Annotated in this window: 21 protein-coding genes; 18 read left to right on the top strand and 3 right to left on the bottom strand. The window is 69.3% G+C overall.

Going from position 1 to position 20,743, the window contains the following annotated elements:
* Positions 1-3 precede the first annotated feature (3 nt).
* From AB0E69_RS08630 to AB0E69_RS08595, 8 genes are all read left to right on the top strand, one after another.
* The gene (locus AB0E69_RS08630) at positions 4-660 is read left to right on the top strand and encodes a DNA/RNA non-specific endonuclease (RefSeq protein ID WP_360141757.1); all 657 of its coding nucleotides are present in this window, start codon (positions 4-6) and stop codon (positions 658-660) included.
* Positions 657-1,040, top strand: a complete 384-nt coding sequence (locus AB0E69_RS08625; RefSeq protein WP_360141755.1) for an immunity protein YezG family protein — start codon at positions 657-659, stop codon at positions 1,038-1,040. The genes AB0E69_RS08630 and AB0E69_RS08625 overlap by 4 nt, the downstream gene beginning before the upstream one ends.
* 121 nt (positions 1,041-1,161) lie before the next feature.
* Positions 1,162-3,198, top strand: coding sequence for an AAA family ATPase (locus tag AB0E69_RS08620; RefSeq protein WP_360141753.1), 2,037 nt, complete (start codon positions 1,162-1,164; stop codon positions 3,196-3,198).
* A 37-nt stretch (positions 3,199-3,235) separates the two neighbouring features.
* Positions 3,236-4,501, top strand: a complete 1,266-nt coding sequence (locus tag AB0E69_RS08615) for a hypothetical protein (RefSeq protein WP_360141751.1) — start codon at positions 3,236-3,238, stop codon at positions 4,499-4,501.
* A gap of 73 nt (positions 4,502-4,574) precedes the next feature.
* Positions 4,575-6,005, top strand: coding sequence for a glucose-6-phosphate dehydrogenase (locus tag AB0E69_RS08610; protein WP_360141749.1), 1,431 nt, complete (start codon positions 4,575-4,577; stop codon positions 6,003-6,005).
* A gap of 97 nt (positions 6,006-6,102) precedes the next feature.
* Complete coding sequence (locus AB0E69_RS08605) at positions 6,103-8,577, top strand: X2-like carbohydrate binding domain-containing protein (protein WP_360141747.1); 2,475 nt, start codon at positions 6,103-6,105, stop codon at positions 8,575-8,577.
* 235 nt (positions 8,578-8,812) lie between these two features.
* Positions 8,813-9,736, top strand: coding sequence for a GTP-binding protein LepA (locus AB0E69_RS08600; protein ID WP_360141745.1), 924 nt, complete (start codon positions 8,813-8,815; stop codon positions 9,734-9,736).
* Positions 9,733-10,329, top strand: coding sequence for a helix-turn-helix domain-containing protein (locus AB0E69_RS08595; RefSeq protein WP_360141743.1), 597 nt, complete (start codon positions 9,733-9,735; stop codon positions 10,327-10,329). Before AB0E69_RS08600 ends, AB0E69_RS08595 begins: the two co-directional genes overlap by 4 nt.
* A 24-nt stretch (positions 10,330-10,353) precedes the next feature.
* Here the strand turns inward: AB0E69_RS08595 and AB0E69_RS08590 are convergent, their stop codons facing one another.
* Positions 10,354-11,124, bottom strand: coding sequence for an NPP1 family protein (locus AB0E69_RS08590; RefSeq protein ID WP_360141741.1), 771 nt, complete (start codon positions 11,122-11,124; stop codon positions 10,354-10,356).
* Positions 11,125-11,390: 266 nt separating this feature from the next.
* Between AB0E69_RS08590 and AB0E69_RS08585 the strand changes: the two genes are divergently transcribed.
* Entirely contained in the window at positions 11,391-11,684 is a 294-nt protein-coding gene (locus tag AB0E69_RS08585) for a hypothetical protein (protein WP_360141740.1), read from the top strand.
* 28 nt (positions 11,685-11,712) lie between these two features.
* Positions 11,713-12,135 carry a PRC-barrel domain-containing protein gene (locus tag AB0E69_RS08580; protein ID WP_360141738.1) on the top strand — a complete coding sequence of 141 codons (423 nt, stop codon included), beginning with the start codon at positions 11,713-11,715 and terminating at the stop codon, positions 12,133-12,135.
* Positions 12,136-12,138: 3 nt separating this feature from the next.
* On the opposite strand, the gene AB0E69_RS08575 is transcribed toward AB0E69_RS08580, so the two are convergent.
* Both AB0E69_RS08575 and AB0E69_RS08570 read right to left on the bottom strand, forming a co-directional pair.
* Positions 12,139-12,903 (bottom strand): hypothetical protein, encoded by a 765-nt coding sequence (locus AB0E69_RS08575; RefSeq protein WP_360141736.1) that lies wholly within the window; start codon positions 12,901-12,903, stop codon positions 12,139-12,141.
* Positions 12,900-13,436, bottom strand: coding sequence for an RNA polymerase sigma factor (locus AB0E69_RS08570; RefSeq protein WP_360141734.1), 537 nt, complete (start codon positions 13,434-13,436; stop codon positions 12,900-12,902). Before AB0E69_RS08570 ends, AB0E69_RS08575 begins: the two co-directional genes overlap by 4 nt.
* Positions 13,437-13,559: 123 nt before the next feature.
* On the opposite strand from AB0E69_RS08570, the gene AB0E69_RS08565 reads away from it, so the two are divergent.
* The 8 genes from AB0E69_RS08565 (at position 13,560) to AB0E69_RS08530 (ending at position 20,735) form a co-directional block, all read left to right on the top strand.
* Complete coding sequence (locus tag AB0E69_RS08565; protein ID WP_360141732.1) at positions 13,560-15,476, top strand: acyl-CoA dehydrogenase family protein; 1,917 nt, start codon at positions 13,560-13,562, stop codon at positions 15,474-15,476.
* Positions 15,477-15,567: 91 nt separating this feature from the next.
* Positions 15,568-16,125 (top strand): hemerythrin domain-containing protein, encoded by a 558-nt coding sequence (locus AB0E69_RS08560; RefSeq protein WP_360141730.1) that lies wholly within the window; start codon positions 15,568-15,570, stop codon positions 16,123-16,125.
* A 3-nt stretch (positions 16,126-16,128) separates the two neighbouring features.
* Positions 16,129-17,301 carry an alcohol dehydrogenase catalytic domain-containing protein gene (locus AB0E69_RS08555; protein ID WP_360141728.1) on the top strand — a complete coding sequence of 391 codons (1,173 nt, stop codon included), beginning with the start codon at positions 16,129-16,131 and terminating at the stop codon, positions 17,299-17,301.
* Positions 17,298-17,633 (top strand): ester cyclase, encoded by a 336-nt coding sequence (locus AB0E69_RS08550; RefSeq protein ID WP_360141726.1) that lies wholly within the window; start codon positions 17,298-17,300, stop codon positions 17,631-17,633. Before AB0E69_RS08555 ends, AB0E69_RS08550 begins: the two co-directional genes overlap by 4 nt.
* 14 nt (positions 17,634-17,647) lie before the next feature.
* Positions 17,648-19,327 (top strand): alpha-amylase family protein, encoded by a 1,680-nt coding sequence (locus AB0E69_RS08545; RefSeq protein ID WP_360141724.1) that lies wholly within the window; start codon positions 17,648-17,650, stop codon positions 19,325-19,327.
* A gap of 58 nt (positions 19,328-19,385) precedes the next feature.
* Positions 19,386-19,841: an SRPBCC family protein gene (locus tag AB0E69_RS08540; protein WP_360141723.1), complete on the top strand. Its 456-nt coding sequence runs from the start codon at positions 19,386-19,388 to the stop codon at positions 19,839-19,841.
* On the top strand, positions 19,834-20,007 hold the full coding sequence (locus AB0E69_RS08535; RefSeq protein WP_360141721.1) for a CsbD family protein: 174 nt from the start codon (positions 19,834-19,836) through the stop codon (positions 20,005-20,007). Before AB0E69_RS08540 ends, AB0E69_RS08535 begins: the two co-directional genes overlap by 8 nt.
* A gap of 56 nt (positions 20,008-20,063) precedes the next feature.
* Positions 20,064-20,735 (top strand): GAF and ANTAR domain-containing protein, encoded by a 672-nt coding sequence (locus tag AB0E69_RS08530; protein WP_360141720.1) that lies wholly within the window; start codon positions 20,064-20,066, stop codon positions 20,733-20,735.
* The last annotated feature ends 8 nt before the right edge of the window (positions 20,736-20,743 follow it).

Raw genomic sequence — 20,743 nt, 5'->3', positions numbered from 1 at the left:
GAAATGACTGATCCGTCGCGGGCGTCGGTCCGGATCGAGCAACCTGCTCATCCGGCCGACGTCCGCGCGGTCGGTTACGGGCCGGACGACGTCCCGCAGGTGCCGGCGCGGTACGCCGGGATGCCGGTCCACAAGGAGACCTCGGGGCGGGCAGACGTCTGGAACCCGCGGCTGATGGACCCGCAACCGTCGGCCGTCTACGTGGTCGACGAGCGGTACGTGTACGTCACTGACCCCGTCGGCCGGGTCGAGCACGCGGAGGGGTGGCTGGGCTGGCTGTCCGCCGAGGAGAACGTCGAACGGCGGAACCTCGAGGCGCAGCTGGAGGCCGGGGAGCCGGACCGGCAGGCGAGTGACGACGGCGGGCACCTGTTCGCGACGAAGTTCGACGGACCGGGGGAATCGGTCAACCTGACCGCGCAGTCGCGGACCCAGAACCGCGCGGTGAAGGACAGCTCGAACTGGCGCCGGATGGAGGAGAGCTGGCAGGCGCTGCGGGCCGCCGGCATCCAGGTGCACGCGGCGATCGACGTCACGCACCCGAACCTGCGCACCCGAAGGCCGTCGAAACGCACCGTCGTGTCGCGGTCCGACGGGAAGCCCTCCCCGCGACGTATCTTCAGGGAGACCAGTCCGCAGCCGTCCCGAGGATACGAATGAGTGAGATCGGCACGATCGACCGGATCGCGCGCGCGTTGGTGGCCGAGCTGCCGGCCGGCTGGCGGGAGGTCCGCGGGGTGTACCGCTCGGCCTCGTCGTACGCCGAGCTCGACGCCACCGTGGACGGTCGGTACCTCGACCCGCTGCCGGAGGGGCTCGAGGACGACTTCGAGGAGCTGCGGCGCGAGATGTACCAGCCGGGCAAGGGCACCTGGCTGACCGCGCGGATCACGATCACCGCGGACGGGCACTTCGCCACCGACTTCGACTACGACAGCGTGCCGGACTGGTCGATGCCCGTGGACGAACGCATCTACACCGAGGACCTCTCGACATTCACCCGGGACCCGGAGAACGTGCCGGTCTGGATGCGCCCGTAATTCGGTTGTGAGCGGTTGGGGCTGCTGGTAGCGTCGCCGGTCTGTCTTTTCGGGATCGAATCGAACCGGATGGATCTGCTCCGGGGCGGGACCCAGTGCTCACGATTCGAGGCTCTTACGCATGGCCGCAGCAGAACTCGAGGCCGAACGCGCCTTCCTGACCACCGCCCGCGCCGCGCTCCGCCGGATGTACGCCGAGGTCGTCGACCGCGACGTCCAGGTGATCGGCGGCGAGGACAACGACGAACGGTTCACCAACGAGGCCAACCAGCGGGCCAAGGAGATGCGCACGCACGCGCTCCTGGACCTGCCCGACGTACCGCTGTTCTTCGGCCGGCTCGACTACGAGCACGGCACCATCGAGGGGATCGACGGACTCGACCAGATCTACATCGGCCGCCGGCACGTCCACGACGGGACCGGCGTACCGCTCGTCATCGACTGGCGCGCGCCGGTCTCCGTGCCGTTCTACCGAGCGACGGCGAGCGACCGGCAGCGCGTCCTGATGCGCCGCCGCTACGGGTTCTCGGACGCGGCCGAGCTGACCGGTTTCGAGGACGAGCCGCTCACCGGCGTGGTCGAGGTGGACCAGGCTGACGCGTTCCTGCGGGCCGAGATCGAGCGCCCGCGCACCGGCCCGATGCGCGACATCGTGGCCACGATCCAGCCGGAGCAGGACGACCTGGTCCGGGCGCCGCTGCACCCGAGCGTCTGCGTCCAGGGCGCGCCCGGCACCGGTAAGACCGCGGTCGGCCTGCACCGCGTCGCCTACCTGCTCTACACCGAGCGCGAGCGCCTCGGCCGCGGCGGCGTCGTGATCGTCGGCCCGAACCGCTCGTTCCTGTCCTACATCCGCAAGGTGCTGCCGGCGCTCGGCGAGGTCGACGTCCGGCAGATCACCATCGACGAGCTGCTGACCCGGCCCACCGACGCGGCCGACGAGGCGACGTCGGCGGGGATCAAGGGCGACGCGCGGATGGCCGGCGTACTGCGTCGCGCGTTGTGGTCGTACGTCGGTACGCCGACCGAGGGAGTCCTGTACAGCAAGGGATCCCGGCGCTACCGCGTGCACGACTACGAGGTCGTCGACATCGTCTCCGACCTGCGCGAGTCGACCCGGTACGCGCCCGGCCGGAACGCGCTCGCCCAGCGGATCGCGCACGTCGTGCTGGTCCGGATGGAGGAGCGGGCCGAGTCTCCGGACGACCGCGTGCAGAACGCCGTCGCCCGGTCGAAGCCGGTGAAGGACGTGCTCGACTCTGTCTGGCCACGCGTCGTCCCCGAGCAGGTCCTGCACCGGCTCTTCTCCAACGCCGACTTCCTCGCCGAGGCCGCCGCGGACCTGACCGAGGAGGAGCGTACGGCGCTGCTCTGGTCCAAGCCGCCGCGGTCGTGGAAGTCGGCGAAGTGGTCGTTCGCGGACACCGTCCTGCTCGACGAGCTCGAGGACCTGATCGAGCGGCGGACCGGTTCGCTGGGTCACCTCGTGCTGGACGAGGCGCAGGACCTGTCCGCGATGCAGCTCCGCGCGCTGGGCCGCCGCTGCCGGACCGGCTCCGCGACGGTGCTGGGCGACCTGGCACAGGCGACGACCCCGTGGGCGGCCGGTTCCTGGGACCGCGTGCTCGGGCACCTGGACAAGACCGACGGGCTGGTGGCCGAGCTGGATCGAGGCTTCCGGGTGCCGGCGCAGATCATCAACTTCGCCGCGAAGCTGCTGCCGGTGATCGCGCCGACGCTGTCGACACCGAGCGGCGTCCGGACCGTCGCCGACGCGCTGAGCATCGTGGCGACCGACGAGCCGTCCTTCGTCGGCGAGGTCGTCGCGGGCTGCCGGGCCGCGCTCGCCGGCGAGGGCTCGGTGGCCGTGATCGCCGCCGACGACCAGGTCGCCGTACTGCGGGACGCGCTGACGGCAGCGGGTCTCGAGGCGGCCCTGCTCGGCGAGACCGAGGACGAGATCGACACCACCCGGCTGGTCTGTGTACCGGCGACCCTCGCCAAGGGCCTCGAGTTCGACGCGGTCATCGTCGCCGAACCCGCCCGCATCGTCGCCGCTGAGCCGCGCGGCCTGCACCGCCTGTACGTCGTTCTCACCCGCGCCGTCAGCCGGTTGCACATCGTCCACGCCGAGCCGCTGCCGTCAATGCTGAGCTGATCCGCAGCTATCGTCGGGCGGGAGCTGAGGAGGCTGTGTGAACGGGGTTGGGCTCTGGGCGATCGCCCTGATCGTGCTGGCCGCGGCCGGTGTCGTCTGGGGGATCGTTGCGCTGATCCAGCGGCAGCGGTACATCAGGTCGCTGCGGGACCGTGGCTGGACGTTCGTGGGCAGCCCGTCGTTCGATGCGATCGCCCGGCTGGAGAATCCGCCGTTCGGGCTGGGCTTCCGGCGTTCCCCGGACGACCAGATCACCGGGCGGACCAGCGCCGGCCGGCCGTTCCAGGTGATCGAGTACAAGGCCGAGCAGTGGTCCGGATGGGTCGGGATGGTGACGCTGTCGCGCCGCCTCCCCGAGCTGTGGATGGCCGCTGGGGAGACGCGACCGCGGTACGGCGTTGAGGCCTCCGTCGTCCCCGCGCCGGGACACCTCGGGCCGGGGTGGCAGATCGGCGCGACCGATCCGGCGTTCGCTGCCGAGGCCCTGACCGCGCAGGTCGGCGCGCAGCTGAACGCGATGACCGCGGGCCTGCCCGGGCTGAACGCCAACATCGACGGCGACCAACTCGTCGTCCTCGATCCACCGCGCAAGGACCCCGAGCTGCTCGCGCCCTGGCTCGAACAGCTGGCCGGAGTCGCGGCTGCGTTCGACGCTGCGCCGCTGGACCGGTGGATCCTGCCGGAGCTCGGGCCGCGGATGAGCTTCTACCACCATCCGGACTGGCACTGGATCGACGTCGACGACAGCGTGCTGCAGTACACCCCGGTGACCAGCAGCGGCCACGCCCACCGGACCAGCGAGCTCGTCCGCGGCCGCGACGGTGACGGTCCGCCGTTCGTCGCGTTCCGCCACCACTGGAAGACCACCCGGACCGAGACCACCACCGACAGCGAGGGCCGGACCCAGACCCGGACCGTAGAGGACAGCCACAGCGAGGAGATCCTCGGGTTCCAGTTGCCGATCCGGATGCCGTGGCTGCAGGTGGCTCGGAACGGGCGTGGGATCAGCTTCGAGAGCGCGGCGTTCAACGAGCGGTTCGCGGTCAGCGCGCAGGACCAGAAGTTCGCGTACGACGTGATGCACCCGCGGCAGCTCGAGTACCTGATGGCCAACCCGCCGGCGCCGTTCCGGATCCAGGAGGACTGGGTGTGGTTCTCGCCGGGGGAGCACAGCCACCAGGCGATCGCGCACTGCTCGGCGTTCGTGCGCGGCTTCCTGGCCCGGATCCCGCGGTTCGTCTGGCGGAACCTCGGGCTGCCGGACGCGCCGTACCCGCAGCTGGACAGCACGTCCGCACGCTGAGACGGGAATGCGGTTCCCCGGTTGTGTGGTTGAGATTCACCGGGTGGTTCCCGACATGGACCACCGTGGACGCATGGACTTGGGAGGCAACATCACTACGCAAGCGGCCCTGCTGCCGGTCGAGGGCCGACCGGCCGGAACGGACCACCGAACCCTGGTCATCTTCGGGGCCAGCGGCGACCTGAGCTCTCGGTTGCTGCTCCCCGGTCTGGGCAGCCTGCTGGCCGGCCCGCGCGCGACCAGCGTGCGGATCATCGGCACCGGCCGGTCGGACCTTGCGGCCGAGGAGTGGACGGACCGCGTCCGCTCGGCGTTCGAGGTGCATGGCGAGCTCGGGCCGGTCGCGGCCGAGACGCTGGCTACGACGGAGTACGTCGCGGGCGACCCGACGGACCCCGCGCACCTGCGGAGGCTGCTGGAGCTGGCCGGTTCGGCTCCGGTGCTGTACTTCTCCCTGCCGCCGGCGGTGTCGACGAAGATCGTCGAGACATTGCGTCAGGTCAAGCTGCCGGACGGGACCGAGCTGGCGTTCGAGAAGCCGTTCGGCACCGACTCCGCGTCGGCCGCGGAGCTGAACAAGCTGGTCGGTTCGCTGGTCCCCGAGGACCGGGTGCATCGCGTCGACCACTTCCTCGGCCGGACCGCGGTCCTGAACCTGATCGGCCTGCGGTTCGCGAACCGGCTGTTCGAGCAGGTGTGGAGCGCCGAGCACATCCAGAGCGTCGAGATCGTGTACGACGAGACTCTCGGGCTCGAGGGACGCGCGCAGTACTACGACAACGCGGGCGCGCTGGTCGACATGATCCAGAGCCACCTGCTGCTGGTGCTGGCCCTGCTGGTGATGGACGCGCCGGCCACGATGGACGCGGTCGAGGTACGCAGCGAGATGGCTCGCGCGCTCCGCAGTACCCACCTGCTCCGGAACTCCGGGGTCGAGGCGGGTCGGCGCGCTCGCTACACCGCGGGGATCGCCAACGATCGGGTGGTCCCGTCGTACGCCGACGAGGCCGGGGTGGACGCGGAGCGGGAGACCGAGACGCTCGCCGAGGTGACCGTCGAGGTCGACACGAACCGCTGGGCCGGCGTGCCGTTCACGCTCCGCTCGGGCAAGGCGCTCGGCGTCGCCCGCAAGGAGATCGTCGTCCACTTCAAGCCGCTCCGTCACCTGCCCTCGGGCCTCCACGGCGGCCGCAACGGTGAGACCCTCCGCATCGGCCTGAACCCCGGCGAACTCTCCCTCTCCGTCCCGGCGCTCGGCGTCGACGGGCCGTACACGATGGGCCAGGTCTTCCTGGACGCGACGCTGCCGTCGTCTTCGGTCCTCCCGTACGGCGAGGTCCTCAGCGGCATCCTCCGCGGTGACCCGCTGCTCTCCGTCCGCGGCGACGTCGCCGAGCGCTGCTGGGAGATCGTCGAGCCGGTTCTCGAGGCCTGGCGGTCCGCCGAAACCCCCTTGGAGGAGTACGAGGCCGGCTCCGACGGCCCCGCGCACTGGCGAGTTTGAGCGTCACTCCGAACGGATCTGAGCCAGAATCTTGACAGGGTTAAGTAAATAGTTCCAATATCCTATCCGATTCGGTTTTCTCAGAGAGGTCACCGCCATGACCAGATCCGTTCGGAGCAGGGTGTTGCGAGCCGCGGTTGCCGGGCTCGTCGTCGCCGGGCTGCTGCCGGCAGGACTGACTGCTACGTCTTCCGCCGTACCTGCAGCACCCAGGACCGTCGCGCAGGCGCCCGCTGCCGCGACCGACGTTCTTGCCGGTCCGGCCGGGGACGCCGCGCTGCACCCGTACCTGGGGTGGAGCAGTTACAGCATGCAGGTGTACGACGGGGCCGGGAACTGGATCTCGGCGGACCAGCTGATCAAGCAGTCCGACGCCATGCACCAGAAGCTCCAGGCATCCGGGTACCGCAACATCAACATCGACGCCGGCTGGAACGACGGGTTCGACGGCTACGGTCGGCCGGTGCCGAGCAAGAAGCTCTACCCGAACGGTCTGCAGACGGTGTTCGACCACATCCACGCCAACGGGCAGAAGGTCGGCCTCTACGCGATCCCCGGCATCGGCAAGGAGGTCATCGACGCGAACCTGCCGGTCTACGGCGCCCCGGAGTGCAGGACCGGTGACCTGCCGGTGCAGCCGCTGCAGAAGGCGGACTACTGGGGGATCGGCTACAAGATCGACTTCGCCAAGCCGTGCGCGCAGAAGTACATCGACTCGATCGCCGACCTGTTCGGCTCCTGGGGCCTGGACTTCCTGAAGTTCGACAGCGTCACGCCGGGCTCGGGGATCAGCGACCTGTCCGTCGACGCCCGTGGCGACGTCAAGGCCTGGTCGTCGGCGCTGGCCCGGCACAAGATCTGGCTCGAGCTGTCCTGGGCGCTCGACATCAACTACGCCGACACCTGGAAGCAGTACGCCAACGGCTGGCGGATCGAGTGGGACGTCGAGTGCTACTGCCCGGGCGTCGCGCTGACCCAGTGGCAGAACGTGAACCGGCTGTTCCCGAAGCTGGCCGACTGGTGGCGGCACGCCGGTCCGGGCGGCTGGAACGACCTCGACTCGCTCGACGTCGGCAACGGCTCGATGGACGGCCTGACCAAGGACGAGCGGCGTACGGCGGCCACGCTGTGGGCGGTCTCGGCCGCACCGATGTACGTCGGCAACGACCTGACCCGGCTGGACGACTACGGCCTCAGCCTGCTGACCAACCCCGAGGTCATCGGCGTGAACCAGGCCGGCCGGCCCGCGCAGCCGCTGTCGATGAAGACGAACCGGCAGGTGTGGTTCTCGCTCAACCCCGACAACAGCTACACCGTCGCGCTGTTCAACCTCGGCCAGACCGACGCGAACATGACGGTGAACTGGTCCGACCTCGGCCTGGACGGCTCCGCGAAGGTCCGTGACCTGTGGGCCCGCAAGGACCTGGGCACGTTCGCCGCCGGCTACACCGCGCAGAGCGTGCCGATCCACGGCGTCCGGCTGTTCAAGGTGACGCCGCAGAAGAACTCGTCGATCCGCGTCAACGACGACGACCTGCGGGTCACGTACGACGGCCCGTGGCAGCGCAACAACAACTACGAAGTACCGGCCACCACGCAGGCCCTGACGGTCGGTGTCACCGACTCGTCGGCGAAGTCTGCCAGGACTTCAGCCCGGGCCGCCGACCTGGCGACGCGGACCGTGGAGATCAACAACAACAACCCGCTGATCACCTACAGCGGCTCGTGGAACTACAGCTCGGGCCGTGGCCTCGGCGACTACCAGGACGACGTGCAGTGGACCGAGGGCAACGGTGACTCGTTCTCGTACTCGTTCGTCGGCAACGGCGTCGATTACGTGACCGAGACCGATCCTGGTCAGGGTGACGTGGACATCTACATCGATGGCCAGTTCAAGCAGACCGTGAGCACGTACCTCGATCCGGCGCAGGGCCACAACAAGCCCCAGCAGGTCGTCTACAGCATCTCGGACCTGCCGAACGGCAACCACACGATCCGTGCGGTGAAGAAGTCGGGTCAGTTCATGCTGCTGGACAAGCTGAACATCCGGCAGGAGAGCCTGCTCAACCCGGACACCGCAGCCTTCGACAAGGGCGCGCCGGCCGATGTCAGCATCGTGGTCGGACGCGACCCGGGCGAGCTGGCCGGGATCTCGAAGGGTGGTGTGGACCTGGTCAACGGCAAGGACTACACGCTGACCGGCAACACCGTGACGCTCAGCAAGACGTACCTCGCGACGCTGCCGGTCGGGAACGCGTCCCTCGACTTCCGCTTCCGGGGCGACTACCGCGACGACGTACACGCAACCACGGCGAACGGCGCGGGGGTCAACTTCACCTTCACCGGTACGGCAATCGAGTGGCTGACCGCTCTCGGTCCGGACCAGGGCGACGCCGACGTGTACATCGACGGCAAGCTGATCAAGCGGGTGAACCTGCACAACGACACTCGGGTGACGAACAAGCAGGTCTTCAGCGCGACCGGCTTGCGGAACGCCCAGCACACCGTGCGCATCGTGAAGGTCTCGGGTGACGCGCTGCGGAACGACGTGATCCGGTACACCACCGCCTAGTAAAAGCCAATAACCCTCACCCCCTGAGATGGGTGGTGGCCGCTCTCCTGCGGCCACCACCCATCTGCCGTTGAATGGGTTCCGAACAGTTGCGTCAGCACGGAATGTTTGCCGCCCGGCCGTAGCCTGTTGTCATCGGGGTCACAGGAAATCTGACTGACTGATCAGTCAGGTACTTGTTACGATCGGGTCGGGGGATCGAGCTGGCATCCCTGTCGAGGAGCGAGGTGCCGCGATGTCGTTGACCGAAGTGACCGCCCCACGCCGGTTCCGGCGCAAGAGCCGCGCACCGCGCGAGGACTCGAAGCTGACCGACCACGTGGACCGGCTCGGCGAGGAGCATCCGCCGATCCGGCTCGACAGCGTCGACTACACGATCAAGGACCCGCGGGCGTTCGCCGAGCAGTTCGGTCCGGTGGTCGCGTACATGACCCGGGTCGAGCTCGAGGTCGAGCGGAACGTGCTGGAGCTCAACCTGCTGCTGCCGGACGCGCCCGAGGTCGACCGGCACTTCTACAACGACGTCTGGATGCCGCAGGAGACCCACCACGGGCTGATCCTCGACAAACTCCAGCAGGAGGCCGGGCTCGACGCCTCCCAGCCGAACCTGGACGACATCGACCTCAGCCTCAAGATCCTCGGTGCGCTCGGGAAGATTCCCGGCGTGCAGGACATCAGCCGGATGCTCTACTACCTGACCGGTCTGGCCACCGAGCGATCCGCCGTCCTCGCGTACAACCGGTTGCACAGCGGGCTGTTGCACCTGGGGGAGCGGGCGATCGCGCGGACCGTCGTCGCGCCGATCCGGCGCCAGGAGCCGGGCCACTTCGCGTACTACCAGTTGGCCGCGAACCAGCTCTGGGACCAGTTGTCGAGCTGGCAGAAGTGGCTGACCCGGGCGCTGCGGAAGCGGACCTTCGAGGTGGTCGGCGCCTACAACAAGCGGCAGGTAGCCGATCTGGGGGACGTGCTGTACCAGCTGGACATCCGCGGCCAGGAGGCGTTGCGCGAGCATGCGCGGCAGATCGGCCGGGCCGAGCTCGAGCTGATGTTCGCCCACCGGCGTGGGCTGCGGGTGCCGGACTACGTCTTCAAGGCGTTCCGGCGAGCGGCGGAGCTGGCGGCGGCGCGAAAGGGTGACGACCGGGCTCGCTCATGACCGCGGACGCGCACGCCCGGCCGAGCAAACGGCAGCTGATCGTGGAGACCGCCGAGCGGTTGTTCGCGGAGTACGGGTACGACGCGACGTCGACGGCGCGGATCGCGCACGAGGCCGGCGTACCGTCCGGGCTGGTGTTCTACCACTTCGCCACCAAGCTCGACCTGCTGCTCGCGATCGTGCAGGAGCGTCCGACGCCGGCCGAGGTACTGCGGTCCGCCGGGCGCGGCCGCACGGTCCGGCGCCGGCTGCGGGCGATGGTGGTCGCGATGGCCAGGGAGCTCGAGGACAACCGGGCGGCCCGGATCATCATCTTCCGGGAGGCGCAGGCGCGGCCGGAGATCGCGACCCGGGCGGCCGAGCTGTTCGCGGAGGCGTCGGCGACGGTGGCCGGCGTACTGCGGGATGCCGACGACGTGGTGGTCGACCCGGAGCAGGTGCGTGCGGCCGCGGAGCTGGTCGTCAGCCGGGTGTTCCTCGACGTGGTCGCGCTCGGCGAGGCGGCGACGGCGGCGAAACGGCACGCGGCGATGATCGACCTGGTCGCGAAGTCACTCACGACCCCTGACGACGAGGCGCACGGCCCGGACTGAGGCCGGGCCGTGCGCCGGTCGCGCTCAGGCCCAGGGGTCGAACGGGATCCCGGAAGGCTTGGACGCGTTCAGGAGGTTGCGGAACCGGTCGTCCTTGTCGGTGATCTTGATCGTGGCCGCACCGAAGTCGGCGTTCATCAGCGTCGTGCGCAGGGTCGCGCTGGGCCAGCCGTCGTAGCCGACCAGCGGCGGGTAGCGCCAGTCATGGTAGTGGTTCTCCGGCGGCTCGTCGTTGCTGTTGGCGAGCCGGAAGAAGTGCGTACTCGCGCCGTCCTTGTGGTAGACGACCTTCGGGTGCGTGCCGTCGAACCGAACCTGCGCGCGCGGGTACGTGACCTGGCTGGAGTGCTGGGTCGTGGTCACGTACTCGACCTGGTTCGAGGCCTGGTTGATCCACGAGATGACGTGCTCGAAGTCATGCCGGTGGCCGCCGAGGCTGCTGCCCGGCAACGCCTGGTCCTTCTCGAAGTAGCTGGCGTACACGACCGCGCACCAGCCGTTGTTGCACTTCTCGCGGGAGTAGGTCTGGGAGTTGTCGAGGTCGGACTGGTCGCGGCAGTTGCCGTTCAGCGCGCCGGTCGGGTTGAGGCCTGGGTTGAGCGTGCCGTCCGGGCCGATGGCCGGGACGGCGTAGCACCCATCGGTGTCGTAGTCGTAGGCCGGCGAGAACGACTGCTCGTAACCGCTGGCGTTCTGTGGGAGGTGGGGAGGCGGGGCGGCGAACGCGACGGCGGCCGAGGTGACCATCAGCGCGGTGGTGCCGAGGACAACGCCGACGGTACGGCGAAGACTCATCGATGCTCCTTCGGGAACGTCAAAGGGGGGCGGAAAACAACGACAGCGAGACGAGAATGCCAGCACCTGGGCACCGGAACCTATACGCCGTGTGCCGGCAGATTGACGCTTCGTGAATTGCCGGGACCGGACGGGGACTGGACTGGGCCGGTGTTGGTCAGGAGGGTTCCGGTGCGCGGGATTGTGCGGCAGAGTGAGTGCTGCCAAGTCGTCTGACAGCTGCGCCGTGAGGACTGGGGAAGGCGCCGCCGTTAGGGAGGAACGACGTGCCTGTTCAGGATCGGGCGGAGCTGCGCCACGAACGACGTCAGCCGCCGCCTGCGTTGCCCGACGGATCGATGCCGACCTACGACCGCTACCCGCTGCCGGGGACCGCGGGCGGAGGGCCACCGATGTCGCCCTTCGGCTGGGGTCCCGATCCCGGCTCCGGGCGCGTGGCGCACACGCCGCGCGACACCGGGCCACCGGCGGCCGGCCGGTTGCTGCTGATCACGGCGCTGCTGTTCATCTGCAGCGTCACGGTCGCCGGCCTGCTCACGGTGATCGCCTTGCAGGCGTAAAAGTCACCGCCGGGGGTACCGGTGCCGCATGACCGAGGAAGAGCCTGTCGGGCTGGTACGCATCGACGACACGGATCTCACCCTGGCGCGGATGGAGGACGACGTCCGCGGTGACACCGCCGTCGGCTCCGACGGCGAGGAGATCGGCAAGGTCGCGAGCCTGTACGTCGACGAGCCCGAGCGCCGGGTCCGGTTGCTCGACGTCGAGTCCGGCGGGCTGCTCGGCCTGGGCGCCGAGCACCGCCTGATCCCGGTCGACGCCGTGGTGTCCGTCGCCGACCGGAAGGTCGTCATCGGCCGTACCCGGGCGGAGATCGCCCAGGCCCCCGGCTACGACCCGACCCTGAAGGAAATCGAGCCCCTCGACAACCTCGACGAGCTCTACGGCTACTACGGGATGACGCCGTTCTGGGTCCCCGGCTACCGCTACCCGGGCTACCCGTTCCGGTGACACTCAGAGTTTGACGGTGACTGTTGCGGTGGTGCCGTCCCGGTAGCTGACCTGGAGTGGGACGCCGGTTCGGCTGGCGTGGTCGAGGTCGTTGCCCGGGAGCCACAGGGCGAACTGTTCCGCGGAAACAGTCGCGGCGACCTTTCCTTTGGTGGGACTCAGGTAGCTGACTGCCGCGACCTCCGCCCCGGCAAAGCCTGCGGCGACGGACAGGGAGCGGTTGTTGAGCATGCCCATGCCCAGGTTGACCGCGGTGAGCCCGCGCGGACCCGGCTGGTGGGTCGTGGTGCCCAGCGAGCCGATCATGCTGCGGAAGATCGGCCGCGAATCGTCGGTGATGCAGAGCGCCGAGAACCCGTTCTGCCCGGCGAGCGCGACCAAAGTCCAGTTGCCGCGGCGCTCCGCGATCGCGGCGGTCGCGCCGGCCACCTGCTCGCGGTACTCCGGGCTGCCGGACGCTTGATGTTTACGACACGAGGCTGCCGCGTCGGCGCGCTCGCCCGCAGCCATGCCGGTCGGCTGCGCGGTCCAGGTCGCAAAGGCCTTGTCGCCCCCGGTCACCGACGGAACCACAAACGCCCCGGCCGCCATCACCACCGCCACCCCACCAGCCAGAACCAGCCGCCGCCTGCGCACCCGAGGCCGCGCCGGGAGGTCACGTGGCGTGTGGAGAATCCGCTGCAGGTCGGCGTGGGCTCGGGGTGTGTGGGAGCCGGCTGTGGGGTCGGCGGGGTCGAGGGACTTGATGGTTTCCAGAATCGTGTTCATGACAGGTGCCTTTCAGTGGTGCGAGCAGGCTGGTGGTCGAGCAGCGCCCGGAGCGCCCGGAGCGCGCGGCGGGCGCGGCTGAGCCGGGGGCGGAAGGCGACGGGGGAGATGCCGAGCACGGCCGCGGCGACCGGTGCCGTGAGATCGTCGAGGACGGCGAGCGCGAGCGCCTCCTGGTGGACCGCTGAGAGGTTCTCCCATGCGGCAGCGAGATCGACCTGCCGGCTGATCAGTTCCGCGTCGTCGGTACGGACCGCCGGACTCACGGCGGCGAGCCGTACCGCGAGCGCCTGGCGGCGTTTTGCCCCGCGATGACTGTTCAGCAGCACGTTCCGGGCGATCCCGAACAACCACGCCCGCGCGTCGTCGGCGTCTTCCGGTACGTCGGCGGTCCGTCGCCAGGCGACCAGGAACGTCTCGGCGACGACGTCCTCGGCCTGTGGCCCCGCCACCCGCCGTTGCGCGAACCGCAACAGTTCGCCGTACGTCGCCTCGTACAAGGTGACGAACCGTTCCTCCGACTGGTTGCTCATGGCCCGTACCTGTCCAGCACGACGGCAAGTGTGTCGCGGCAGCAGGTCGCATGAGACCTGGCCAGACGGGTACTTGCGAGTAAGACTGGTCGGTAAGGTTTTGCCTCTGGACGGAGGAGCGGCGTGCCGGATGTCAGTGAGCGGGAAGCGCGGTCGGTGGCGGAGGCGGCCCGGGAGAGTGAGTGGACCCGGCCCAGCTTCGCCAAGAAGCTGTATCTGGGGGACTTCGATCTCTCACTGATCCATCCGCAGCCGCACAGCATCGGCGCCGAGGACCTGGCCCGGGGCGAGGAGTTCCTGGGCAAGCTCCGCGCGTACTGCGAGACGCTCGACGGGCTGCTGATCGAGCGCGAGGCGAAGATCCCGGACGAGTACCTGAGCGGGCTCGCCGAGCTCGGCGTCTTCGGCATCAAGATCCCGACGGCGTACGGCGGCCTCGGCCTGCCGATGTCGTACTACGGCGAGGCGCTGATGCTGGTCGCGTCCGTTCACCCGAGCCTCAGCGCACTCGTGTCCGCGCACCAGTCCATCGGCGTACCCGAGCCGGTGAAGCAGTTCGGGACCGACGAGCAGAAGGAGCGCTTCCTCCCGCGCTGCGCCGCCGGGGCCGTGACCGCGTTCCTCCTCACCGAGCCCGACGTCGGATCCGATCCGGCCCGCCTGGCGTCGACCGCGACACCGACCGAGGACGGTACGGCGTACCTGCTCGACGGCGTGAAGCTCTGGACGACCAACGGGTTGATCGCCGAGCTGGTCGTGGTGATGGCGCGGGTCCCGGAACACGACGGGCAGCGCGGCGGGATCAGTGCGTTCGTGGTCGAGGCCGATTCCCCCGGGATCACGGTCGAGAACCGGAACGCGTTCATGGGGCTGCGCGGGATAGAGAACGGCGTGACCCGGTTCCACCAGGTCCGGGTGCCGGCCGGGAACCGGCTCGGCCGCGAGGGGGAGGGTCTCAAGATCGCGCTGACCACGCTGAACACGGGCCGGCTCTCGATCCCGGCGACGTGTACCGCGGCCGGGAAGTGGTGTCTCAAGATCGCCCGGGAATGGTCCGCCGAACGGATTCAGTGGGGCCGGCCGGTCGGCAAGCACGGCGCGGTGGCGGAGAAGATCTCGTTCATCGCCGCGACCACGTTCGGCCTGGAGTCGGTGCTGACGCTGTCTGCGAACCTGGCCGACGCCGGCAGCAAGGACATCCGGATCGAGGCCGCGCTGGCCAAGCTGTGGGCGAGTGAGATGGCCTGGAAGATCGCCGACGAGCTGGTGCAGATCCGCGGCGGCCGGGGGTACGAGACCGCCGACTCGCTGGCCGCGCGCGGCGAGCGCGCCGTACCGGCCGAGCAGGTGCTCCGGGATCTGCGGATCAACCGGATCTTCGAGGGCTCGACCGAGATCATGCACCTGCTGATTGCCCGCGAGGCGGTCGACGCGCACCTGACCGCCGCAGGCGACCTGGCCTCGCCGGACGCCGATCTGCAGGCCAAGGCGAAGGCCGCGGTCGGCGCGAGCGGGTTCTACGCGAAGTGGCTGCCGAAGCTTGCCGTCGGCAAGGGTTCCGACCCGCGCTCGTACGGCGAGTTCGGTGCCCTCGGCAAGCACCTGCGGTACGTCGAGCGCGCGTCCCGGAAGCTGGCCCGGCAGACGTTCTACGGGATGGGTCGCTGGCAGGCGAAGCTGGAGTACCGGCAGAGCTTCCTCGGGCGGATCGTGGACATCGGCGCGGAGCTGTTCGCGATGGCCGCGGCGTGCTCTCGCGCGGAGATGCTGCGGCGCGAGGACGCGGTCCGCGGCCAAGCGGCGTACGAGCTGGCCGGCGTGTTCTGTGAGCAGTCCCGGCTCCGCGTCGACCAGCTGTTCGACCGGCTGTGGGCGAACACCGACGACAGCGATCGGCAGCTCGCGTCCCGGGTGCTCGACGGCGCCTACACCTGGCTCGAGGACGGCGTCGTCGACGTGTCCGAGGGCACCGGCCCGTGGATCGCCGAGTGGGAGCCGGGTGAGTCGAAGGCCGAGAACGTCTCCCGTCGCTACCGGTGAGAGAGCGGGTCCTCCGGCCCAGATCCAGTGTGGATACAGCGCATGGATCGGGGTACCGGGCGACCACGCTTGAGAGCCGAAAGGACGGGAAATGAGCATGGACGTTGTCGACCTGATCATGCAGGACCACCGCGAGGTGGAGCGGCTGTTCGACGAGTTGAAGGAGAACCCGGAGAAGCGGCCCACCCTGCTGCCGGTCCTGACCACGCTGCTGACGGCCCACAGCCGCGCCGAGGAGGCCGAGGTCTACCCGGTCGCGGCGTCCGAGGCCGGCGAGAAGGAGGATGTCTCGCACAGCCAGCAGGAGCACATCGAGGCGGACCAGCTGCTCGCCAAGCTCGCCGGCACCGATCCGGAGTCGCCGGACTTCGACAAGGTCCTGCAGAACCTGATCGACGCGGTGTCGCACCACGTCGACGAGGAGGAGTCGAAGGTCCTCCCCGGCATGAAGGCGCACCTGTCCGAGGAACGCCGCAGCGAGCTCGGCGAGGCGTTCGTTGCCAGCCGCAAGCAACACCTGGGCGAGCAGCCGGGCGACATGACCCGCGAGGAGCTGGCGAAGCAGGCGCAGAACGCCGGCATCTCCGGCACGTCCGGGCTCTCCAAGGACGAGCTGCAGCAGAAGGTCCAGAGCGAGGGAGAGCTCTGACCGGTGAAGGCTCTCACCTGGCAGGGAAAACGCACGATCGAGTACGGCGACGTCGCGGACCCGAAGCTCGAGCAGCCGACGGACGCGATCGTGCGGGTGACCTCGAGCGGCATCTGCGGGTCCGACCTGCATCTGTACGAAGTGCTGGGCCCGTTCCTCGACGCCGGTGACGTCCTCGGCCACGAGGTGATCGGGATCGTCGAGGAGACCGGTCCCGAGGTACCGGGGCTGAAGGCGGGCGATCGAGTCGTCATCCCGTTCCAGATCGCCTGTGGGTCCTGCTACATGTGCGGTCAGGGTCTGCAGACGCAGTGCGAGACGACTCAGGTCCGCGAGCAGGGGATGGGCGCGGCGCTGTTCGGCTACACGAAGCTCTACGGGCAGGTGCCCGGCGGCCAGGCGGAGTACCTGCGCGTGCCGCAGGCGCAGTACGGCCCGATCAAGGTGCCCGAAGGGCCGCCGGACGACCGGTTCGTGTACCTGTCCGACGTCCTGCCGACGGCGTGGCAGGCGGTCGAGTACGCCGGGATCCCGGACGGCGGCACGGTCGCGGTGCTCGGGCTGGGTCCGATCGGCGACATGGCCTGCCGGATCGCGTTGCACCGCGGGCATCGGGTGATCGGCGTCGACCTGGTGCCGGAGCGCCTGGCCCGGGCTCGTGCGTACGGCGTGGAGACGCTCGAGTACGGCGACGACGTCGCGGACGCGATCCGCACCCTGACCGACGGCCGCGGACCGGACTCGGTGATCGAGGCGGTCGGGATGGAAGCCCACGGCTCACCGACCGCCCGCATCGCCCAGCAGGTGTCCGGCTACCTGCCCGACGCGATCCAGCGCGCCTTCATGCAGAAAGCTGGCGTCGACCGCCTGGCCGCGCTCCTGCTGGCGGTCGACGCGGTACGGCGTGGTGGCACGATCTCGATCATCGGCGTCTACGGCGGCGCGGCCGATCCGCTGCCGATGCTCACCATCTTCGACAAACAGCTCCAGCTGCGGATGGGCCAGGCCAACGTGCGCCGCTGGTCCGACCAGATCCTGCCGCTGCTGACCGACGAGGACCCGTTGAAGGTCGACAGTTTCGCGACCCATCACGTCCCGCTTGCCGACGGGCCGGCCGCCTATCGAATGTTCCAGCAGAAGCACGACGGCGCGGTGAAGGTGCTGCTGACCCCATGAACGACTTCTACCGCCGCTACATCGGCCGCTGCAACGAGCACCGGTTCCACGACCTGAGCGAGTTCGTCGAGCCTGACGTCGTGGTGAACGGCGAGCAGCACGGCTTCCAGCGGTACGCCGAGGGACTGCAGGAGGTCGTCGACAAGTTCCCCGACTTCCATTGGACCGTGGAACAGGTCCTGGCCGACGGCCAGTGGCTCGCAGTACGGCTGACCGACACCGGCACGACCTCCGAAGGCCGGGCGGTCACTACCCGGGAATTCGCGATGTACCACGTCCCGGACGGCCGGATCGCCGCCGTCTGGGGAGACCTCGACCACGACGCTCTGTAGGAGGGCAGTAAGGGATGCGGCTGACCGAAACAGCGGATGTCTGGTGGAAGAACGCGGTGATCTACTGCCTCGACGTCGAGACGTTCTTCGACAGCGACGGTGACGGGCGCGGGGATCTGACCGGAGTCTGTCAGCGGATCGACCACCTGGCCGAGCTGGGCGTCACCTGTTTGTGGCTGATGCCGTTCTACCCGACGCCGGACCGGGACGACGGGTACGACATCACCGACTTCTACGGCGTCGACCCGCGGCTCGGCTCGCACGGCGACCTGGTCGAGCTGATCACGCTCGCCAGGGACCGCGGGATCCGGGTGATCGCGGATCTCGTGGTGAACCACACCTCGGACCAGCACCCGTGGTTCCAGAGCGCGCGGGCGTCGCGGGAGTCGCCGTACCGCGGGTGGTACGTGTGGGCCGACGAGCCGCCGCCGGACGCGGACAAGGGCGTGGTCTTCCCGGACCAGGAGACGAGTCTCTGGCAGTACGACGAGGCCGCGAAGCAGTACTATCTGCATCGGTTCTACAAGTTCCAGCCGGATCTCGACGTGGCGAACGCCGATGTCCGGGCCGAGATCCAGCGCGTGATCGGGTTCTGGGCGCAGCTCGGGCTGTCCGGTTTCCGGGTGGACGCCGTACCGTTCCTGCTCGACACGGGCGGGGCGCCGGACGCGGCCAACCTGCCGGACCCGCACGACTACCTGCGGGATCTGCGGAGCTTCCTGGACCGGCGGGCCGGCCAGGCGATGCTGCTCGGCGAGGTCAACCTGCCGTACCCGGACACCCGGCGGTTCTTCGGCGACGAGGACGGCGACGAGCTGACGATGTGCTTCGACTTCATCGGGATGCAGCGGCTGTTCCTGTCGCTGGCGCGGAACGACCCCGCCGAGCTGGTGAAGGCGCTGCGGCAACGGCCGAAGCCGCCCGAGGAAGGCCAGTGGGGCACGTTCGTCCGCAACCACGACGAGCTCACGCTGGACAAGCTGTCCGACGCGGAGCGGCAGGAGGTCTTCGACGCGTTCGGGCCGGACAAGAACATGCAGCTGTACGGTCGCGGCCTCCGCCGGCGGCTGCCGCCGATGCTGGGCAACGACATCCATCGCCTGAAGCTCGTCTACAGCCTGCTGTTCTCGTTGCCCGGTACGCCGGTGCTCTTCTACGGCGAGGAGATCGGCATGGGGGAGAACCTCGACGTCGAGGGCCGCAGCGCCGTACGGACGCCGATGCAGTGGTCCGCGGATCCGCAGGCCGGCTTCACGACCGCGCCGGCGGCCGACCTGGTCGCGCCGCTCCCGGGTGGCGAGTACGGTCCGGAGCACGTGAACGTGGCTGCTCAGCGCCGCGATCCCGACTCGCTCTTCAACTGGATGAAGCTGCTGATCCTGCGGTACCGCGAGTCGCCCGAACTGTCCTGGGGGACGTGCACGATCCTGGAGACCGGCGCGCCGGCGGTGTTCGCACACCGCTCGGACTACGAGGGCGGCTCGATCGTTGCCGTACACAACTTCTCCGCGGAGCCGGTGAAGATCAGCCTGGCGGTCGCCGAGAGCGGCGCCGGGCTCCGGGCCGTCGACCTGCTGGTCAACCCGGCGGACGAGCCGGCCGTCGGCGATGACGGGGTGGCGTCGCTCGACCTCGCTGGGTACGGCTGCCGCTGGCTCCGGATCGTCCGGCCCGGTGACCGCTATCTGGTGTGATCTCGTGTGATCTGGCGTGATCCGGTGTGATCCGGGGCGTCCCGGGTACCGGCGGCCTGTGAGTGAGAACGAGTGCCTGATCGAGGCGGACGCGAAGGACGTGTTCGCGGTCCTGACCGATGGCTGGCTGTACTCCGCGTGGGTGGTCGGCGCGTCGAAGATCCGCGACGTCGACCCGCCCTGGCCGGAGCCAGGCGGCCGGATCCACCACTCGGTCGGGGCCTGGCCGCTCCTCGTCAACGACACCACCTCCGTGCTCGACTACGAGCCGCTGCGCCGGATGAAGCTCCGGATCCGGATCTGGCCGGCCGGCCACGGTGAGGTCGAGTTCCGGGCCGAGGAGGCACCGGACGGATGCCGGGTGGTGATGACCGAGCAAGCCACCAGCGGCCCGTGGTCGCTGGTACCGAAAGCCGTGGCGGACCTGATGCTCTGGCCACGGAACCGCGAGACGCTGAGCCGGCTGAAGGTGCTGGCCGAGCGTCGGCACAGGGAAGGGACACCCAATGGATAACAAGGACAAGCTGCAGAACGCGGCCGCGTCGGCCAAGGGCAAGCTCAAGGAGAAGACCGGCGACGCGACCGACAACCGCGACCTGCAGGCCGAGGGCCAGGCGGAGAAGACCAAGGCCGACCTGAAGCAGGCCGGCGAAAAGGTCAAGGACGCGTTCAAGGACTGACCACCGAGTGGAGACCCGGGCGGATGCGACGCGCACCGCCCGGGTACCGGGCTGAAATGACTGCTGACGACAAGTTGCTCGAGCTGGCCGGCCGGCTGGCGCGGACGCTAACGTCCGGCGACCTCGACCATACGCTGGCGCGGATCACGGAGGCCGCCGTCGAGGCGCTTCCCGACGTCGACTACGCGAGCATCACCGTGCTGCACGAGGACGGCCGGCTGGAGACGGTCGCGCCGACCGACGACCTGCTGTGGGGCGTCGACGCCGCGCAGTACGAGCTTCGCGAAGGGCCTTGCTACCAGGCCGCGGCGGACGACGTACACATCGCCTCGCCGTACCTCGCCAAGGACGAGCGGTTCCGGCGGTACGCCGCGACCGCGGTGGCCGCCGGGATCGAGGCGCAGGTCGGGATCAGGCTGTTCGAAGCGCCTAGGTCGCGGGGTGCGCTGAACCTCTACTCGCGCGAGGCCGGCTCGTTCGCCGATCTCGGCGCGCTCGGTCAGCTCTTCCGGCACCAGGCGACGATGGCGATCGACTACGCCCGCGAGATCCAGAACCTGCAGGAGGCGGTCCGCACCCGCGGCCGGATCGGTACCGCGGTCGGGATCGTGATGGAGCGGTACAAGCTGTCCGACGACCGTGCTTTCGCGTTCCTCACCCGCGTGTCCCAGGACGGTAACGTCAAGCTCCGGGACGTTGCGGAGCGCATCATCACCAGCGGAGACTGAGGCGCGGC

It is taken from the genome of Kribbella sp. NPDC026611 (assembly GCF_040638345.1).
Classification (GTDB): Bacteria; Actinomycetota; Actinomycetes; order Propionibacteriales; family Kribbellaceae; genus Kribbella.
Note: the sequence above shows the minus strand (reverse complement) of the source record. Positions and strands in the feature narration are given on the sequence as shown.

Coding starts and splice junctions, on each gene's coding strand:
- AB0E69_RS08625 (WP_360141755.1), top strand. CDS start 657: ATGAGTGAGATCGGCACGATCGACCGGATCGCGCGCGCGTTGGTGGCC.
- AB0E69_RS08605 (WP_360141747.1), top strand. CDS start 6,103: ATGACCAGATCCGTTCGGAGCAGGGTGTTGCGAGCCGCGGTTGCCGGG.
- AB0E69_RS08590 (WP_360141741.1), bottom strand. CDS start 11,124: ATGAGTCTTCGCCGTACCGTCGGCGTTGTCCTCGGCACCACCGCGCTG.
- AB0E69_RS08595 (WP_360141743.1), top strand. CDS start 9,733: ATGACCGCGGACGCGCACGCCCGGCCGAGCAAACGGCAGCTGATCGTG.
- AB0E69_RS08610 (WP_360141749.1), top strand. CDS start 4,575: ATGGACTTGGGAGGCAACATCACTACGCAAGCGGCCCTGCTGCCGGTC.
- AB0E69_RS08530 (WP_360141720.1), top strand. CDS start 20,064: ATGACTGCTGACGACAAGTTGCTCGAGCTGGCCGGCCGGCTGGCGCGG.
- AB0E69_RS08620 (WP_360141753.1), top strand. CDS start 1,162: ATGGCCGCAGCAGAACTCGAGGCCGAACGCGCCTTCCTGACCACCGCC.
- AB0E69_RS08560 (WP_360141730.1), top strand. CDS start 15,568: ATGAGCATGGACGTTGTCGACCTGATCATGCAGGACCACCGCGAGGTG.
- AB0E69_RS08600 (WP_360141745.1), top strand. CDS start 8,813: ATGTCGTTGACCGAAGTGACCGCCCCACGCCGGTTCCGGCGCAAGAGC.
- AB0E69_RS08575 (WP_360141736.1), bottom strand. CDS start 12,903: ATGAACACGATTCTGGAAACCATCAAGTCCCTCGACCCCGCCGACCCC.
- AB0E69_RS08570 (WP_360141734.1), bottom strand. CDS start 13,436: ATGAGCAACCAGTCGGAGGAACGGTTCGTCACCTTGTACGAGGCGACG.
- AB0E69_RS08580 (WP_360141738.1), top strand. CDS start 11,713: ATGACCGAGGAAGAGCCTGTCGGGCTGGTACGCATCGACGACACGGAT.
- AB0E69_RS08630 (WP_360141757.1), top strand. CDS start 4: ATGACTGATCCGTCGCGGGCGTCGGTCCGGATCGAGCAACCTGCTCAT.
- AB0E69_RS08535 (WP_360141721.1), top strand. CDS start 19,834: ATGGATAACAAGGACAAGCTGCAGAACGCGGCCGCGTCGGCCAAGGGC.
- AB0E69_RS08545 (WP_360141724.1), top strand. CDS start 17,648: ATGCGGCTGACCGAAACAGCGGATGTCTGGTGGAAGAACGCGGTGATC.
- AB0E69_RS08550 (WP_360141726.1), top strand. CDS start 17,298: ATGAACGACTTCTACCGCCGCTACATCGGCCGCTGCAACGAGCACCGG.